Here is a 17169-nt window from a genome sequence, read left to right on the forward strand (position 1 = left end):
CTGACGGGCGGGATTCCCTCCGCTACGGTGGCCGGTATGAGCGTGGCGGAGATGGTGACGTCGAGGATTCCCGGGATCGGTGACCGCGGTGACCGTACCGATGTCGTTTCGGTGCTGAAGCTGAACGGGGTGATCACGCCGACGCCGAGCCCGCTGTCCAGGGGAGTTCTCAACATCAACTCTCTCGAGTCCGCGATCGTGCGGGCGTTCGCCCCCGACCGGCTCCGCGCGGTGGCATTAGTGATCAATTCGCCGGGAGGGGCCCCCACCCAGTCCGGGCTCATCGCCGAACGGATCCGGCAGCTGGCCGACGAGAAGAACGTGCCCGTGCTGGCGTTCGCCGAGGATGTCGCCGCGTCCGGCGGGTACTGGCTGGCCTGCGCTGCCGACGAGATCTTCGCGCACCGCACCTCGCTCGTGGGGTCGATCGGTGTGGTGTCCGGGGGCTTCGGGTTTCCCGAGCTGCTCTCCCGGTTCGGCGTGGAACGCAGGCTCTACACGGCGGGTGAGAACAAGCGCAGGCTGGACCCGTTCAGCCCGGAGCGGTCCGAGGACGTGGAGTGGCTGAACCAGCTCATCGTGCAGCTGCACGACGAGTTCGCCGACTGGGTGCGGAGGCGGCGAGGCTCCCGGATCGCCGAGCACGGCGACCTGTTCAACGGCGACCTGTTCAACGGCGACGTGTGGCTGGGGACGAGGGCGGCGGAGCTCGGCCTTGTCGACGGGCTCGGCACGATGCGCGAGATCGTGTCCCAGCGCTATCCCGAAGCCGAGGTCACCGTCGCCGAGCCGAAGAAGCCACTGCTGGCCCGGCTCGGGTTGGGCGCCCCTGTCGGGACCGGCATGACGGCGTTGCTCGACGTGCTCGAGCGGCGGGCGCACTGGTCGCGGTTCGGGTTGTGACCCCTCGACGGCCTGGACATCGCGGAGGTGACGAGGCAAGATGCAGATCACTGTGAGTGCTCGAGAGGACACGGGGAAGCTCGCTGCTCTCGTCGCGGCCGCTTCGGATGCACCGTGTGTACTCACCGCGCTCGAGCTGTACGACCGGGCTCGGCCGGACCGGTCGAACCCGGCACGGCCGGCGGGTGCCGCGTCGCCGGAGGCGCGCGGGGGCCGGGGTGGCAGCCAGGTCGTCATCTGGGACCGCGAGCGGGTCCTGCCGGCGCGTCGAAGGCACATGCCGGGGCTGGTGCGTCGTTCGACGGCCGGCGCCCGGCACAACCGGGTACCGTACGTCGGCAAGTAGGACACGTCGTGAACCAGCACCGGTCGAACCAGCCGCGACGGGGAGGGCAGCACCGCCAGCCGCGGCACGGCTCCTCCGAGGCGGGGACGCGTATGTGGCGGGCGAAGCCCGCCTCGCTCACCGACGGCGCCCAGTCCGGGAAGCTCCCTTCCGCCGAGCAGATCGACTCGCCGACGAAACCGAAACGGCAGCGCGTGGTGCTCGCCGACAGCAGGCAGCAGAAGACCGGTATCCGGCCTCGGGTGGAGCTGGCCCAGCAGACCAGCTGGGGTGAAATGCTGATCAAGGACCTGATCGGCGCGCAGCTCAAGCTGGGACTGGCGATCGGGCTCGTGGTGCTGGTGCTGCTCGGCTCGCTGCCGGTGGCGTTCGTTGTCGCGCCTGGCTTCGCCGAGGTGACCGTGGCCGGGATTCCGCTGGCCTGGCTGCTGCTCGGCGTCGTGCCGTTCCCGCTGCTGTTCGGGGCGGGCCTGCTCTACAACCGCATTGCCGAGCGCCACGAGCGCGCCTTCGTCGACATGATCGAGAACTAGTGGATGGCCGCGCGGGGCAGGTGAGGTACTGGTGGAGCTGAATGCCTGGGCACTCGTGGCTGTCGGGCTCGTCGGTGCCGCGACGTTCTACCTCGGGCAGCACTCCTCGCGAATGGCGAACTCGACGCACGACTTCTTGCTGGCCAGGCGCGCGGTGCGCTCGCAGCGTAATGCCGCGGCGATCTCCGGCGAGTACCTGTCCGCGGCGTCCTTCCTGGGCATCGCCGGTGTGGTTCTCAAGGACGGCGCGGACGCGTTGTGGTACCCGATCGGGTTCGCCGCGGGGTTCCTTGCGCTCATGCTTTTCGTCGCCGCCCCGCTGCGCCGCTCGGGTGCCTACACGCTGCCCGACTTCATGGAGGGCAGGCTGGCCGCATCCCGGCCGATCCGTGGGTTCGCGAGTTTCGTGGTCGTGCTCATCGGCGTTCTGTACCTGGTCCCGCAGCTCCAGGGCGCGGGGTTGGCGTTCGCGACCGTGCTGCCCGCACCGGTGTGGGTCGGCGCCACGGTCGTCGCGCTCGTGGTGATGGTCAATGTCGTCGCGGGCGGGATGCGGTCGATCACGGTGGTGCAGGCATTCCAGTACTGGCTGAAGCTGTTCGCGATCAGCCTGCCCGCCTTCGTGCTCGGCGCGGTGTTCGTCGGCGGCGCGGCCGGGCCCCACTCCGGTGGGCTCGATGCTCAGGCTCCGCCGGTGTTTCCCGAGCGGACCACGGTGGAGATCGAGACACCGGTGGTGTTGCAGGTCGACGAAGCGACCTTGCTGCACGCCGACGGTGTGGTGAACGGGGCGCCCGCCGAGGGTGAGGTGTTCTGGTCGGCCGAGGTCTCCCACGAGGTCGATGCCGGAACCACGCTGCGTTTCGATGCCGGTGCGCCGGTGCCTTCCGTGGAGGGCTCCGTGCCGGACAACGCGAGCTGGCTGGTGCCGGGTAGCGACGGTGCGGGCGGCCTGGTCGGGACGTACTCCCTGATGCTCGCGCTGTTCCTCGGCACCATGGGCCTGCCGCACATCCTGGTGCGCTTCTACACCAACCCGGACGGCAAGGCGGCTCGCCGCACCACGGTGCACGTGCTGCTGTTGCTCGGGCTGTTCTACCTGTTCCCCACCATGCTGGGCGCGCTGTCCCGGATGTACGTCCCGGAGTTGCTGGTCACCGGCGAGACCGATGCCGCGGTGCTGCTGCTGCCCTCGGCGATGCTGCCCGGGGTGGCCGGCCAGGTGCTCGCCGCCGTGATTTTCGCGGGCGCGTTCGCGGCGTTCCTCGCGGCGTGCTCGGGTCTGGTGTTCAGCGTGGCGGGAGTCGTCGCTACCGACCTGCTACCCGGCAGAGTCCGGGACTTCCGGGTGGCTTCCGTGCTCACAGCGGTCATCCCGCTGGCGCTGGCTGTCGCCCTGCGGCCGACCGACCTGACGTTGAGCATCGGGATGGCGTTCGCGCTCGCCGCGTCGACGTTCTGCCCGCTCCTCGTGCTCGGCATCTGGTGGCGTGGCCTCACGGCGCGGGGTGCACTGCTTGGCATGCTCGCAGGCGGGGGGCTTGTGCTTGCCGCGTTCGGGCTGACACTGGCTGCCGGGTATACCGGCGGGTCGGTTCCGGTGCTGGTCCAGCAGCCGGCCCTGGTCTCGGTGCCGGTCGCGTTCCTGGTGATGATCATCGCGAGCAAGGCGACCCAGCGCGCGGTTCCGCCCGGCGTCGGGGCGCTCATGCTGGGCATGCACGCCCCTGACCCGCTCGGCTTCGTACAGGACAGGGAGATCCCCAGGTTCGGTCGCGCCGAGGAGCGCCTGCGCTTCAGCAAGCGCCGCCACGACGAACGCTGAATGACGCTTTCAGTCCACCTGACGGACTGAAAGCGTCATTCAGCACACCCTTACGTGAGTCAAACGTGTGTACTGGCACCATCGACACCGTGGTGTTCCCGGAAGATGTCCCCACGGCTTCGGTGTCGGACCTGCCTTCGGACGGCTATCTCCTGCTCGACGTGCGGGAGAGCGACGAGTGGCAGGCCGGGCACGCACCCGAGGCCGTCCACATCCCGCTGCGCGACGTGCCGGTGCGGATGGACGAGCTCGCCGACCAGGTCGACGAGCGCCCCGTGTACGTGGTGTGCCGGACCGGCGGGCGGTCCGCGCAGGCGACGGCCTACCTCAACGCGCACGGCTACGAGGCCGTCAACATCGCAGGCGGCATGAAGTCCTGGCACACCGAGGGCAGGCCGATGGTCGCGGACGAGCCGGGTGCCGACCCCGAGGTGCTCTAGCCGGATGCCCGACACGCGGCGGCAGCCGGAGGCGACGGTGCGCAGGTGGGTCGCCGTCCCACCGGTATCGCCGCGTCGCGGCAGGCCCGAGCCGCCCGAGAGGCCCTACACCGGACCCCCGAGCTATCCTGCTCCGCCGCGCTGGGGCTTCCCGAGCGTGACGTGGCGATGGCCGACCAGCGTGCCCGGCACGGTGACCGAGCACGCCGATCCGGTGCGGCGGCAGTGGGTGCTCGGTGGCCGGGTGCTCGTCCTGCTGATCATCACGGCCACACTGGCTGCTCTCGCGACGGGAGCGGAGGTATGGCGTTACGTCCTGCTGGTGCGCAGCCGGGACAGCGCGCTCAACTCGTCCATGGTGCTGTCCTCGGATGCGCTCGTGGTCTCGGCCTCGGTATTGCTGTTCATCGTCGCGGTGGTCACGATCGCTGCCACCTACCTCTGGATCCTGCGCGTACGGGCGGCGATAGCCGAGCAGCGGGGCGTGGACCCGCCCCGTTCCGCGTGGCGGATCGCCGCGGGGCTGTTCGTGCCCGGTGTGAACTGGGTACTCGCCGGGCCGATCGCCGCGGAGCTGGAGCATCTCGCCAGCGGGTACTCCGCCACCGCCCGGCCGCGACCGTCGTGGCTGGTGCTCGCCTGGTGGGCCGCGTGGGCGGCGAACGGAGTGCTGGTGACCGTGACGCTGCTGTGGCGTACGCGCGACGGAATACAGGTGCAGGCGGACAGCGTGCTACTCACCGCGATAACCGACCTCGCCGCGTTGCTGCTGGCCGCGCTGACCGTGCTGCTGGTACGCCGTGTGATGAGCCTGCTCGCACCGATGGCCGCGGCGCGGCTGCGCGGCAGCTGGGTGGCAGCTGTGCGGGACGCCCCGCCGCCCGAGCTACGCCCGCGGCGGACCCCGTGGGCGCGCAGGTGACCGAGGGCGTACGGAACCGCGGCCGGCGGGTAGCGTCGCGTCCCGCCAGGGCACCGATACATAAACGGAGGTACGTCGACGTGGGCAAAGGGGCGCGCAAGGCGCGTGAAGCGCGGGACGGTAAGCGTCGCAGGAGCGGTGCGGCGTTCGTCGCCCGGTCCTTCGACGGGCTGGCCGCGGAACCGGAGTTGATCGCGCTGCGCGAGTTCGTGCCGTCGGCCACGGCACGGTTGCCGGTGGCCGGTGCGGAGCGCGAGATCCATGTGGCGAGCGTGCTGCCCGGTGCGGCCGCTGCGATGGTCCGCTCGGACGGCGTGCCGTTCCTCGGCCTGCAGGTGCAGGCCAAGTCGTCCGATGTGAGCAGGGACCTGGGGCGCGCCCTGCGGTGGCTGCGCGACGCCGACACCGGAGACACGCTGGCGGTTCCGGACACCACGAGCGAGCCCGTCGAGGGCGAGCGCCTCCAGGACCTGCTGGAGGCGGACGTCGCACTGGAACCCGAGTTGCATCCCGACTTCTCCTGGTGGCTGCCACCCGCCGAGCGGGACTCGGCAGGCACGGATCCGGCGGTCCAACGCGCGAACGAGGCGATCATGCCCACCGAGCGGTTGTTGAGCGCGCCTGCGGACACCGGCGAGGCAACCGTGGCGTACTGGGTGGATGCCGGCGAGAAGGCTCATCTGCGGTGGGTACGCCCGGAGCCGGAGGGCGAGTTGCTCGCCGCGCTCGCGCGGCTGTCCGCGCGCGGTGAGCTCGGGCTCGGCGACGGGTCCCGCTATGCGGGTTCGTTCCGCGCGCACGGCCTGCTCGTCCCGGTGTGGGATCTCGATCGCGAGGCGCATCCGCGGGAGTGGGTCGGGCCGGCCGGTGAGCTCGGTGACCGGCTCTCGGCGACGCTGGCGGGACTCGCCGACCAGCCGCTGGATGCCGCGGAGCGGCGCGCGCGGGACGGTTTGCTCGGGCGGCAGATCACCATTCGGTGAGGGTGACCGGGGCATGACCGGTTACGGTTTGGCGAGGGGTTGACACCCGCGCCCAGCCAGCATGGTCGAGTACCGCACACAGGGGGCTTCACGTGGTGAGCGAGCGCACGGACTTCGCGGAGTTCGTGGAAGCCGCCTTGCCCGGCCTCCTGCGGTACGGCCATGCCCTGACCGGCAACCCGCACGACGCCGCCGACCTCGTGCAGACCGTGCTGGAGAAGGTGGGCTCGCGCTGGTCGGACCTGCAGCGCAGGACCCAGGATCCGACCGCCTACATCCGCCGGTCCATGGCGAACGCGCATATCAGCAAGTGGCGCCGCACGCGCAAAGAGAACCTGGTCGCGGAGCTGCCCGAGCGGAAGGGCAACCCGCAGGCGGACCCGTTCGAGCACGAACCACTGTGGCAGGCGCTACGGGAACTGCCTCCCAGGCAACGTGCGGTCATCGTGTTGCGTTATTACGAGGGACTCTCCGAACAGGAGATCGCCGAGTCGCTCGGCGTGAGCCAGGGCACGGTGAAGAGCCAGGCGAGCAAGGCGATCACGTCGCTGCGGACGAAGCTGACCGCGGTGACCGAGGAGTGGTGAACACGGACCGGCAGGTGGGAAAGGAGGTGCACCCGTCGTGAGCAACCCGCACGAGCCCGATGAGCTCGGCGAGGACCTGCGCAGGCTGTTCGCGGACGACCGGCTCGCCGTGCCGCACGCGTCGGGTGCGCGCGACGCGATCGTGGCCGGTGCGCAGCGCAGGCGTCGCCGCAGGCGCGCGGCGTCGAGCTCGGCGGCGATGGCGGGTGTGCTGATGCTCGCCGGTGGCGTGTTCGCGATCCCTGCGCCGTCCGACGCGCCTCCACCGGTCGCCTCGTCGGACGGGACCGAGCGGCCTCCTTTGACGCAGCGCCCTGGTGCGACGCCCGACCGGGGCAGTGCGGATGCGACCGATCGTCGCCTGCCCGAACCGCAGACGTTCGCGGATCCGGGGCCGGGAGCCGAGAACGCCGAACCTGCCCCGCAGACCGCGCCCGAGACGTTGGCCGAACGTCGCGAGGACGGCATGACGCTCGACGCGGACTCGGTCCTCGGGCCGGACGGGTACGGCCGGGTGCGGCTGGGGATGACCTTCGAGGAGGCGCGGGACGGGGAGCTGCTCGCCGACCCGGACGCCGAGCCCCCGGAGGGCTGCGAACCGTATGCGCTCGCCGAAGGCACCGAGTCCGTCTGGCACGTGCGGATCTCCGAGGACCTCGGGGTGGCCGTGATCAGCGCTTCCGGGGCACACACCCCGGAAGGCATCACGACGGGTTCCTCGCGTGAGGACGTCGAGTCGGCGTACCCGCGGCTGCGAGCCGAGTCGGGTGGGTACCACGCCATCGCGGGTGAGGACGCGCACTACCGCTTCGTCTTCGACAACCACAACGACGTCCAGCAGCTGTTCCTGCGCGGCGACCGTCTCGGGCAGTGCGCCTGGGACTGACGGGACGGAACGCCCTGTGCCGGGCGGCTCCGGCCGGAGCCGCCCGGCACAGGGCGCATCCGGATCGCGGTCGGGACGAGCCGGTGCGCTCAGGGGACGGTCACAGCGCGCCGCCCGCTACCGGGGGCATCGTCGGGTCCGGCCCCTGGGTACCGGCCTCGCGTTCCAGGAAGCGCTCGATCTCGAAGACGTTGCCCCCTGCGCGCTTGGCGACGTTGAGCAGCGTGGACATCGTCGAGATCTCCTCGACCTGCTCCTTGAGGAACCACTGCACGAACTGCTCACCGGTGTAGTCGTCCTCGGCGCGCGCCGTCTTGGCCAGCGACTCGATGTCCGCGGCGACCTGCTTCTCCTGTCGGAGTGCCAGCTCGATCAGCTCGACGGGGTCGCTGAAGTCGTTCCGTACGGCATCGGTACCCCCGATACCCACCGGGTGATCGGTGTCGAGCAGGTACTGCACGATCGCCATCGCGTGGTTGCGCTCCTCGACGGCCTGCCGGTAAAAGTGCCTGGCGAGCAGGGGCAGGTCTTCCGCGTCGAACCATACGGCGAGCGCGATGTACTGGCGCTCGGCGTTGAACTCGTTGTGCACTTGCTCCTGTAGGAGCTCGTAGAACTTGGATCGCGGTTCACTGTCAGTGGTGTTCATACTTGCAATTCTACTTGCGAGCGGCACCGATTTACCACGGAATTGCGCGACAAGTGATACGGTTCAATTCTGGTTAGGATAGCCCAATCAAAATGTGGTTAGGTTTCCTTCAATGTCCCGGCAGCCGTGCTCCTTGTCGAGCCGGACACGATGTGGCGCCCGCGAGATGCGCGGTCCGGGTGCCGGCCTCCGGGGAGAGCCGCGCCGGGCAGTGCCCGTCGGTGCGGGGTCACGGTAGCCACGAGACGTGGTCGCGCAGCATCGCGTAGCCGACGAATGCGATGACATCGAGCAACGTGTGCGCGATGACGAGGGGCGAGAGCCGGTTGGTCCGTTGCCAGATCCGCCCGAAAATCAGCCCCATGACCAGGTTTCCCACGAAACCGCCGATTCCCTGATACAGGTGGTATACCCCGCGCAGTACCGCCGATACGAGTAACGCGGAGTTCTCGCCGGAACCGAGTTGCCTGAGCCAGGTCAGCAGGTAGCCGACGACGAGGATCTCCTCTGCGGCGGCGTTACCGAACGCGGACAGTGTCAACGTGATCGGGCGCCACCACGTCTCGTCCAGTGCCGACGGTACGACGGCCACGTTGAGTCCCAGTGACCACGCGCCGAGATACAGCGCCAGCCCCGGGATGCCGATCAGTGCGGTCAGGCCGAGGCCGAGCAGCAGGTCTCTGCCACGCCTGCGCAGGTCGATGCCCACTGCCGATGCCGTGAAGCCCGCACGCCACAGCAGGTAGAGCCCCAGGCCGGCCCAGCCGAGCAGCTGCACCGCGCCGAGCAGCTGCTGCAGCATGTCCACAAGCGCGATGCTCGCTTGTGGCGAGTGAAGCGCGACTTCCTGCTCGGCGAGTGGTTCGGGACGCAGCAGGGAGTCGAGGAAGGAGAGCAGGCTGCGCGCGGCGGACAGTCCCAGGGTGATCGTGAACACGATGACGAGCTCGATGACGATCGCCCGGCGTTCGCGGTGGTCGGCGACTACCGGCGGCGACTGGGGGCGTGGTGACATGCACCAGCGACGAAGTGTCCGCAGCACGTACTCACGTTAACCTGGTCAATCATGAGTGGCTGGTGTGGCAGGCGCGACGCCTGTGGAGTACTTGAACCGGACTGGGGGTAACGCGCATACTCGATCAACTCCACTACCCGTGGTAGGGCTGTGCACAGGAAGTTTGTGAGCTGAACAACGACTCGTGCCCCCGGGGTCGCCTACCCGGCGTGCGTCGATATCCGGAGCAGTCGTTAGCGGATGGCGCTGCTGCGCTCAATCGGACTGTTATCCGGCTCGTATAGCGTGCCAGCGGACGCATTGCGGGCTACCCGCTGTCACAAGGTTTCAGGGGGCACTCGTACGCGAACACGACGTTCGTACTTTCGCGAAGAAGGGAACCGTAAGGTGGCGACAACGTCAGATACATCGCCGGATCCTGCGCACAGCAGCGGTCCGGCCAATCAGGGTGCTTGGTATCAGTCCGTCAAACCAGGCGTGTTCTGGCCGTCGGTGATCATCATCGTCGTCTTCGCGCTCTGGGCGGTCTTTGCGCCGGATACCGCCAACGAGTGGCTGGGTGAGGTCAGCGGCGGAATCACCCAGTACTTCAGCTGGTACTACAACTTCCTCGTCACCGCCTTCGTGGTCTTCGCCATCTGGGTCGGTGTCGGGCATTTCGGCGATATCAAGCTGTCCCCGCAGGACGAGGAACCCGAGTTCAGCGTCGGGTCCTGGCTGGCGATGCTGTTCGCGGCAGGCATGGGGATCGGCCTGGTTTTCTTCGGCGTCGCCGAGCCCCTCATGCATTTCGACAGCCCGAAGCCCGGGGTCGAAGGCTCGCCAACCGAGCTGGCCGAGTTCTCGATGATCCAGACCTTCCTGCACTGGGGTCTGCATCCCTGGGCGATCTACGTGGTCGTCGGCCTGGCGATCGCGTACATGGTGCACCGCAAGGGCAAGCCGATCTCGATCCGGTGGGTGCTGCAGCCGCTGCTCGGCAACCGGGTCAAGGGCGTGCTCGGCGACGTCATCGACATCGCGGCCGTGATCGGCACGGTGTTCGGTGTGGCCACCTCCCTCGGTCTCGGCGTCCTGCAGATCGCGGCGGGGCTGGAATGGATCAACATCATCCAGGACCCGGGTGACCTAGTCTACGCGGTACTGATCGGGCTCATCACGGCGGTCGCCATCGTCTCGGTGGTCACCGGGGTGAAGCGGGGCATCAAGTGGCTGTCGAACTTCAACATCAGCCTGGCCGCGCTGATCATGTTGTTCGTGCTCGTCGCGGGGCCGACGATGTTCGTGCTGCGCGAGTTCGTCCAGTCCATCGGTCTGTACCTGCAGAACCTGCTGCAGATGAGCTTCGACACCACCGCCATGCAGGGCAGTGCCGGTATCGAGTGGCAGGGCTTCTGGCAGGCCTTCTACTGGGGCTGGTGGATCTCCTGGGCACCCTTCGTCGGTGTGTTCATCGCGCGCATCTCCAGGGGCCGTACGGTCCGCGAGTTCGTCGGTGGCGTGCTGCTGGTGCCCACGATCGTGACGTTCTTCTGGTTCAGCGTCCTCGGTGGCTCCGGCCTCTACCGGGAGATCTTCGGTGACGGCGGCATCATCGACGCGGAAGAAGGCGTGACACAGGAAGGTGCGCTGTTCGGTCTGCTGGAGACCCTTCCTGCCGGGACGATCCTGGTCGGGCTCGCGGTGCTGTTGATCGCGACGTTCTTCATCACCTCCTCCGACTCCGGGTCGCTCGTGGTGGACATGCTCTCCTCGGGCGGGCACACCGAACCCCCGAAGTGGAGCCGCATCTTCTGGGCTACTGCCGAGGGGATCGTGGCGATCGCGCTGCTGCTTGCCGGAGGTCAGGCAGGTCTCGAAGGCTTGAGGTCCGCCGCGATCATCATCGCGTTGCCGTTCAGTGTGGTGATGATCCTGATGTGTATCTCCACGTGGCGGGCGTTCACGCTGGAGCGGCGGGCGTTCCTGCGTGTGCAGCGACGGCAGCAACGTGAGGAGCTCACCGAGCAGGTCTCGCAGAGCCTCATCGACGAGGGTCTTGTCGAGCCCAACGACGCGAGCGGTAGTACTCCGGGTTCGGGATCCGGATCGGGTTCCGGTACCGGACGGACATAGTCCCGGCCGAGCGGCCGGGAAGCGAGAAGGGGCTGTGTGCGACGTTCGCACACAGCCCCTTCGTCGTGCGGACCCTCGTGGTGCGGACCCTGGCGGGCTCCGCCGGGTCCGGCTCGGGACATCGTGGCCCGGTCCCGGTCACTGTGGGCGCCGGTACCAGGTCCTGTCGGGATAGGGCAGGAGTATGCGGGCGATGATCGTGGTGACCAGCCAGCCGATGACGAGCCACAGGATGGCTGCGATCCCCTGGTTCAGGGCGATCTGCGCCTTCTCGTTGGTGGGCAGGAACAGGTTGCCCAGCCCGAGGGAGACCATCCGTGCCCAGTCGGACACGAACGCGGCGAACGGGTTGCCGAAGTTGGCCTCGAAGACGAACAGGAAGATGTGCACAGCGAGTACGGCAGCGAACAGTCCACAGACGAGAGTGATGATCCCGTTGATGCGCCGTATTACGGTGAATCGGCTGGTCGACGGCTCGTCACGCTCCTCGTACGCCTCGCGGCTTCGTGAGTGTTCGTATCCCTCACGACCTCGCGAGTAGTCATATCCTTCGCGGCCCTGTGTGTTGTCGTATCCTTCACGACCCCATTGGCCTTCGTTCTCGTTGCGAGCCATTGCCGTAGTGTGCCATGCCACATGTCGGAATGGCGTGCTTCGTCCCTCACAAGGGTGTACTCCTGCCCGACCAGGTCCAGGCGTAACCGGGGTCCTCGCAGGCATCCGCGGCCTCGCCGAGGTCGAGAGGGGCGAAGGTGTCGATCATGACGGCTGTCTCGTCGAAGTACTCCGTGCCGATGGAGGCCTCCGCGGCGCCCGGCTGGGGACCGTGCGTGAACCCGGAAGGGTGTAGCGACATCGACCCGATCCCGATGCCGGATCCGGCGCGCGCCTCGTAGTTTCCGCGCACGTAGAACATCAGCTCGTCGGAATCCACATTGGCGTGATTGTACGGTACCGGAATCGCGTCCGGGTGGTAGTCGACCTTGCGCGGGCAGAACGAGCACACGACGAAGTTCGGGCCCTCGAAGGTCTGGTGCACCGGTGGCGGTTGGTGCACGCGCCCGGTGACGGGTTCGAAGTCGTCGATGTCGAACACCCACGGGTACAGGCAGCCGTCCCAGCCGACCACGTCGAACGGGTGGTGCGTGTAGGTGTAGCGGGTGAGGCCTGCCCGGTGCCGGACAAGAACATCGGTAGGCGCTTCGCCTTCGGCGCCGTCGACGACCAGCGGCTCAACCGGTCCGCGGATGTCACGTTCGCAGTACGGCGCGTGCTCGAGGAACTGTCCCTTGGCGGAGAGGTAGCGCTTGGGCGGGGCGACGTGCCCGCGCGCCTCGACGCACAGCGCGGTGAGCGGTTCGTGCGGCACGACCCGGTAGGTCGTCGATGTGGGTAGCACGACGTAGTCGCCGTCGCCGACCTCCAGCGCTCCGTACACCGTCTCCACCGTGCCGGTGCCGCCGTGGATGTACAGCAGCTCGTCCCCTGTGGCGTTGCGGTAGAGGGGGCTGGGTGCGTCCGCCACGGTGAAGCCGATGGTGACGTCGTTGTTGCCGAACAGCCTGCGCCGCCCGGTGACGGCGTCGGTGCCGTCGGGGTACTTCAGCTCCGGAGTGCGGTAGGAGCGCGGCTTGAGCGGGTGGTTCGGGGCGATCGGCCCGCGGTCGTCGGTCACGGCGACCGCGTTGGTGATGGCCGTTGGCAGGTTGCGGTGGTAGAGCAGCGCCGAGTCCGAGGAGAAGCCTTCCACGCCCATCAGCTCCTCGGCGTAGAGGCTCCCGCGGGACGATCGGAACTGGGTGTGCCGCTTCGGCGGAACCTGCCCGACTTGGCGGTAGTACGGCATCGCTCGCTCCCGAGAGGTGTTCGATAGTCGAACCAGTTTGCGCGATTATAGTACGCTACTAGCGTGTCAGTCGTGTCAAGCGCAGTGGAACTCCCGCCGCCCAGCCCTGGTGGCATACCGCCCCTGTTCACCCGCCTGGTCGATGACTCCGCCCTCTTCCCGCCCGGTACGGCGAGCATGCCGGAGGCGTTGCGGGCATACCTCGACGCGCGTGCCGGGGACTACGCCGGACTGCTCGGCGTCTTTCTCTGCCCGGCATCCCGGTTGCCGGAGATGATCACCGAGCTGGTCAAGATCCAGCCGAGCGAGCCGCTTCCGCTTTCGCTGATCATCGACACCGGCCTCGGCGGGGTGCCGAAGGCGATCTCGATCGTGGAGTCGCGTTCCGAGCTGCTGACCCTGCGTATGGTCGAGATGCCCGCGCCGTCGGACGTCGACGAGGTGTGGCTGGAGCGGGTCTCCGAGTTCGTGCCCGAGGACGTGGTGCGCGTGGTCGAGCCGCGCCGCGGTGTCGGCTGGCTCGACGGCGTGCGCAAGGTCGTCGAGCACGGCAGCTGGCCCAAGATCCGGTGCGGTGGTCAGTCCAGCGAGAACTTCCCGGGCGTCGACGAGCTCGCGGACTTCTTCTCGGTTGTCAGCACCGTCTCCGGGGCGTCGTTCAAGGCGACCAACAGCCTGCACCGCGCTGTCCGGCACACCGACGAGACCACCGGCTTCACCCACCACGGCTTCCTGAACCTGCTTGTGGCCTCGGCGCGCTGCCTGTCCGGCAAGGACGTGCGCGAGGCGCTCGCCAGTACCGACGCCGAGGCACTGGCCTCCGACGCGGCTGCGCTGTCCGGGCCCGCGGCCAAGGCGGTGCGGCAGCTGTTCGCCTCGTACGGTTCGGCGACCTTCGACGACGCGGCACGGGAGCTGACCGAGCTGGGGCTGTTGTGAGCACGCGATGAACAGTGAAGGGTCGCTGACCCTGGACAGAGGCCTCGCGCTGCTGCAGGCGGTCGCCGACGCGGAGGGCGAGGCCTGCACGGTCTCCGAGCTCGCCACCCGCATCGACGTCAGCCGTGCCGCGGTGTACCGGCTGCTCGGTCCGCTGACCGAGCGAGGTCTCGTCTGGCGGGACGGGTCGAAAGTGCGGCTCGGGATCGGGCTGCTGCGCCTGGCGGGACGTGTCCTTCCTCAGCTGCGGGACGCCGCCGCACCCGTACTGCGGGACCTGGCCGAGGACACCGGCGCGACGGCACACCTGTCCCTCGCCGACGCCGACACCGTCCAGGCGGTCGCGGTGATCGAACCGTCGTGGACGAGCTTCCACGTGGCCTACCGGGTCGGTACACGCCATCCGGTCAGCCGCGGTGCGGCCGGTAAGGCGATCACGTTGCGGCAGGACGAGGGGGAGTGGGTCTCCACAGCCGGCGAGTTGCAGCAGGGCGCGCAGGGCGTCGCCGCACCGGTGCGGGGCGTGCCGGGCTTCCGCGCGAGCATCGGCGTGGTCTCGCTCGACACGCTGGATGCCGAGACCGTCGGACCGCGCGTGGTGGCAGCGGCCGCGCACCTCGCGCGCATCCTGAGCTGACATTCGCGGGATCCGCAGACGTCTCCCGCCGGGACCCCGTCCGGGAGTCGTCGCCGGGCAACCGGGGCACTACAACTAGCCGCCGAGCACGCTCGCCAGGGCCAGCACGGCCAAGCCCGCGTACGCCAACCCGGTGACCCGGTGCAGCAGGCGGTGGTTGATGCGCGCCTGCAGCTTGCGTCCCAGCAGCGCCGCCACAGCGGCGACGAGCACCAGGGCGGCGAACGATCCCAGGCCGACGGCCAGCGGAGCGCTGAAACGCGCTGTGAGGCCCGCTGTGGCCAACTGTGATGCGTCGCCGAGCTCGGCGAGGAACAGGACCGCGCAGGACGTCAGCGCGGCCCGGGTGAAGGCCACCGGCCGCGGTCCCTGCATGCTGGCGTCCTCCGGCGCGGCGTCCTGCCGCCGGAACCCTTCGCGCAGCAGCAGGAACGCGCCGGTACCGAATACCGCGGCCACGGCCAGCGCCACGAGCTCACTCGGCAGCAACGTCAGCGCGCTGCCGAAGGCCACTGCCAGCGCGGTATGCACCGCGAACGCCACGGACACGCCCGCAAGCACCGGTGCGGCCCTGTACCGGGTGGTGAGCACCAGTACCGCCGCCGACGTCTTGTCCGGTAGCTCGACGGCCAGTACGAGCGCGAGCGCGCTCGCGAACGCGACGAATTCGGCAGACACGAATACCCCATCCCCTTTTCTCTCCGCACCGACGCTAACGGAGAAATCGGGGAATGTCGATATTCTTGGAATTGCGAATTACGATTTTCGGCGCGCCGCACGAATACGTTTCGTCGTGGCTGAATGACGCTTTCAGCCCGCCATACGGAGTGAAAAGCGCCATTCAGCCCGCCATACGGAGTGAAAAGCGCCATTCAGCCCGCCATGCGGAGTGAAAGCGTCATTCAGCCTACGGCCGGGGAGCGGGTCAGGTGGGTTTGACCATCGGGAACAGGATCGTCTCCCGGATGCCCTTTCCGGTGAAGCCCATGAGCAGCCGGTCGATGCCGATGCCAACGCCTGCCGACGGCGGCATCCCGTACTCGAGGGCGCGCAGGAAGTCCTCGTCGAGCTGCATGGCCTCCGGGTCGCCACCGGCGGCGAGCAGGGACTGCTCGGTCAACCGGTTCCGCTGCTCCACCGGGTCGACCAGCTCCGAGTAGCCGGTGCCGAGCTCCATGCCGAAGCCGATCAGGTCCCACTTCTCGGTCAGCAGCGGGTCGTCGCGGTGCTGCCTGGTCAGCGGGCTGGTCTCCTTCGGGAAGTCGCACACGAACGTCGGCTGGTGGAGGTCGCGTTCCACCAGCTCCTCGAAGAGTTGCTCGGTGAGCTTGCCCTGCCCCCATGCGGGGTCCCACGAGACGTCCCGCGAGTCGGCGTGCTTGCGCAGCAGCTCCACGGGGCTGCGCGGGGTGATCTCCTCGCCGAGTGCCTCGGACACCGAGCCGTAGAGGCTCACCCAGGGCCACTCGCCACTGAGGTCCATCTCGCCGTGGCTGGTGGGAACCACCGTGTCACCAAACACGGCCCGGGTGGCTTCCTGGATGAGCTCCCTGGTCAGCCTCGCACCGGTCGCGTAGTCCCCGTAGGCCTGGTAGAACTCCAGCATCGTGAACTCGGGGTTGTGCGTGGAGTCCGCGCCCTCGTTGCGGAAGTTCCGGTTGATCTCGAAGACGCGCTCGATCCCGCCGACCACGAGTCGTTTCAGGAACAGCTCCGGCGCGATGCGCAGGTACAGGTCGAGGTCGTAGGCGTTGATGTGGGTGGTGAACGGCCGCGCGGCCGCGCCGCCGTGGATCTGCTGCAGCATCGGCGTCTCGACCTCCACGAACCCCCGCTGCACCAGCCCGTTCCGCAGTGCCTGCACCGCATGGGAACGGTGGGTGACCATCTGCCGTGCCTCGGGGTTGACGATCAGGTCGACATAGCGCTGCCGCACCCTGGCCTCGGGGTCGGTGAGCCCCTTGTGCTTCTCCGGCAGTGGCCGCAGGCACTTGGCGGTGAGCGTCCAGCTGTCGGCCAGCACCGACAGCTCGCCTCGCTTGGAGGTGATGACCTCGCCCTCGACCCCGACGTGGTCGCCGAGATCGATGTCGGACTTCCAGGACTCCAGCGACTCGGCACCGATCTTGTCCAGCGAGAGCATGATCTGGATGGACCCGGACGCGTCCCGGATGGTGGCGAAGCAGAGCTTCCCGCTGGTGCGGTAGAGCATGATCCGCCCGGCGACGGCGACGCGCTGCCCGGTGCCCGTGTCGGCCTCGAGGTGCTCGTGGTCCTCGCGGACCTCGGCTATCGAGGTCGTGCGGTCGTAGCCCACCGGGTAGGGGTCGACACCCGCCTGGCGCAGCCGGTCGAGCTTCTCCCGCCGGATCCGCATCTGCTCGGGCAGGTCGTCGGCGAAGTCGTCATGCGCCTCAGTCACGCGCCGAGTGTATCGACCCGGCCCAGTACCGGATCCGGGTACCGCCTGCGACCAGCCCGAGCACGGTGCGTCCACGGTCCCGGTCGCGGTGTCCGGCGTCCCGTCGGGGGCGGGCCGCGTC

At 68.6% G+C, this 17169-nt stretch carries 18 protein-coding genes; 12 read left to right on the plus strand and 6 right to left on the minus strand.

The window, feature by feature from the left end:
• Window positions 1–36: 36 nt before the first annotated feature.
• From CHB84_RS01010 to CHB84_RS01050, 9 genes are all read left to right on the plus strand, one after another.
• Window positions 37–903, plus strand: coding sequence for a S49 family peptidase (locus CHB84_RS01010; RefSeq protein ID WP_089299536.1), 867 nt, complete (start codon window positions 37–39; stop codon window positions 901–903).
• A 52-nt stretch (window positions 904–955) separates the two neighbouring features.
• Window positions 956–1249, plus strand: a complete 294-nt coding sequence (locus CHB84_RS01015; RefSeq protein WP_141134540.1) for a hypothetical protein — start codon at window positions 956–958, stop codon at window positions 1247–1249.
• A gap of 8 nt (window positions 1250–1257) precedes the next feature.
• Complete coding sequence (locus CHB84_RS01020; RefSeq protein WP_089299538.1) at window positions 1258–1782, plus strand: hypothetical protein; 525 nt, start codon at window positions 1258–1260, stop codon at window positions 1780–1782.
• Window positions 1783–1813: 31 nt separating this feature from the next.
• Complete coding sequence (locus CHB84_RS01025; RefSeq protein WP_089299539.1) at window positions 1814–3607, plus strand: sodium/solute symporter; 1794 nt, start codon at window positions 1814–1816, stop codon at window positions 3605–3607.
• A 65-nt stretch (window positions 3608–3672) separates the two neighbouring features.
• Complete coding sequence (locus tag CHB84_RS01030) at window positions 3673–4047, plus strand: rhodanese-like domain-containing protein (protein ID WP_245818477.1); 375 nt, start codon at window positions 3673–3675, stop codon at window positions 4045–4047.
• 4 nt (window positions 4048–4051) lie between these two features.
• Window positions 4052–4969 (plus strand): DUF4328 domain-containing protein, encoded by a 918-nt coding sequence (locus CHB84_RS01035; protein WP_089299540.1) that lies wholly within the window; start codon window positions 4052–4054, stop codon window positions 4967–4969.
• Between the two features lie 80 nt (window positions 4970–5049).
• Complete coding sequence (locus CHB84_RS01040; protein WP_089299541.1) at window positions 5050–5952, plus strand: DUF5926 family protein; 903 nt, start codon at window positions 5050–5052, stop codon at window positions 5950–5952.
• Between the two features lie 92 nt (window positions 5953–6044).
• Window positions 6045–6539, plus strand: a complete 495-nt coding sequence (locus CHB84_RS01045) for a SigE family RNA polymerase sigma factor (protein WP_089299542.1) — start codon at window positions 6045–6047, stop codon at window positions 6537–6539.
• Between the two features lie 37 nt (window positions 6540–6576).
• Window positions 6577–7425, plus strand: coding sequence for a hypothetical protein (locus tag CHB84_RS01050; protein WP_089299543.1), 849 nt, complete (start codon window positions 6577–6579; stop codon window positions 7423–7425).
• A gap of 100 nt (window positions 7426–7525) precedes the next feature.
• Here the strand turns inward: CHB84_RS01050 and CHB84_RS01055 are convergent, their stop codons facing one another.
• Window positions 7526–8074 carry a ferritin gene (locus tag CHB84_RS01055; protein ID WP_089299544.1) on the minus strand — a complete coding sequence of 183 codons (549 nt, stop codon included), beginning with the start codon at window positions 8072–8074 and terminating at the stop codon, window positions 7526–7528.
• A 229-nt stretch (window positions 8075–8303) separates the two neighbouring features.
• Window positions 8304–9089 (minus strand): CPBP family intramembrane glutamic endopeptidase, encoded by a 786-nt coding sequence (locus CHB84_RS01060; protein WP_089299545.1) that lies wholly within the window; start codon window positions 9087–9089, stop codon window positions 8304–8306.
• 387 nt (window positions 9090–9476) lie between these two features.
• On the opposite strand from CHB84_RS01060, the gene CHB84_RS01065 reads away from it, so the two are divergent.
• Window positions 9477–11204, plus strand: a complete 1728-nt coding sequence (locus CHB84_RS01065) for a BCCT family transporter (protein WP_425432255.1) — start codon at window positions 9477–9479, stop codon at window positions 11202–11204.
• A 138-nt stretch (window positions 11205–11342) separates the two neighbouring features.
• On the opposite strand, the gene CHB84_RS01070 is transcribed toward CHB84_RS01065, so the two are convergent.
• Both CHB84_RS01070 and CHB84_RS01075 read right to left on the minus strand, forming a co-directional pair.
• The gene (locus tag CHB84_RS01070; protein WP_176439727.1) at window positions 11343–11819 is read right to left on the minus strand and encodes a hypothetical protein; all 477 of its coding nucleotides are present in this window, start codon (window positions 11817–11819) and stop codon (window positions 11343–11345) included.
• A 46-nt stretch (window positions 11820–11865) separates the two neighbouring features.
• Window positions 11866–13050 (minus strand): homogentisate 1,2-dioxygenase, encoded by a 1185-nt coding sequence (locus CHB84_RS01075; RefSeq protein ID WP_089299547.1) that lies wholly within the window; start codon window positions 13048–13050, stop codon window positions 11866–11868.
• Between the two features lie 84 nt (window positions 13051–13134).
• Here CHB84_RS01075 and CHB84_RS01080 point away from each other — a divergent pair, with 84 nt between their 5' ends.
• Window positions 13135–13989 (plus strand): hypothetical protein, encoded by an 855-nt coding sequence (locus tag CHB84_RS01080; RefSeq protein ID WP_281251720.1) that lies wholly within the window; start codon window positions 13135–13137, stop codon window positions 13987–13989.
• A gap of 7 nt (window positions 13990–13996) precedes the next feature.
• Window positions 13997–14626, plus strand: a complete 630-nt coding sequence (locus CHB84_RS01085) for an IclR family transcriptional regulator (protein WP_089299548.1) — start codon at window positions 13997–13999, stop codon at window positions 14624–14626.
• Between the two features lie 75 nt (window positions 14627–14701).
• On the opposite strand, the gene CHB84_RS01090 is transcribed toward CHB84_RS01085, so the two are convergent.
• Window positions 14702–15304, minus strand: a complete 603-nt coding sequence (locus CHB84_RS01090) for a TMEM165/GDT1 family protein (protein ID WP_089299549.1) — start codon at window positions 15302–15304, stop codon at window positions 14702–14704.
• Window positions 15305–15551: 247 nt separating this feature from the next.
• Entirely contained in the window at window positions 15552–17048 is a 1497-nt protein-coding gene (gene lysX / locus CHB84_RS01095; protein ID WP_089299550.1) for a bifunctional lysylphosphatidylglycerol synthetase/lysine--tRNA ligase LysX, read from the minus strand.
• Window positions 17049–17169 lie beyond the last annotated feature (121 nt).

The organism is Haloechinothrix alba (genome assembly GCF_900188115.1).
Taxonomy (GTDB): Bacteria; Actinomycetota; Actinomycetes; order Mycobacteriales; family Pseudonocardiaceae; genus Haloechinothrix; species Haloechinothrix alba.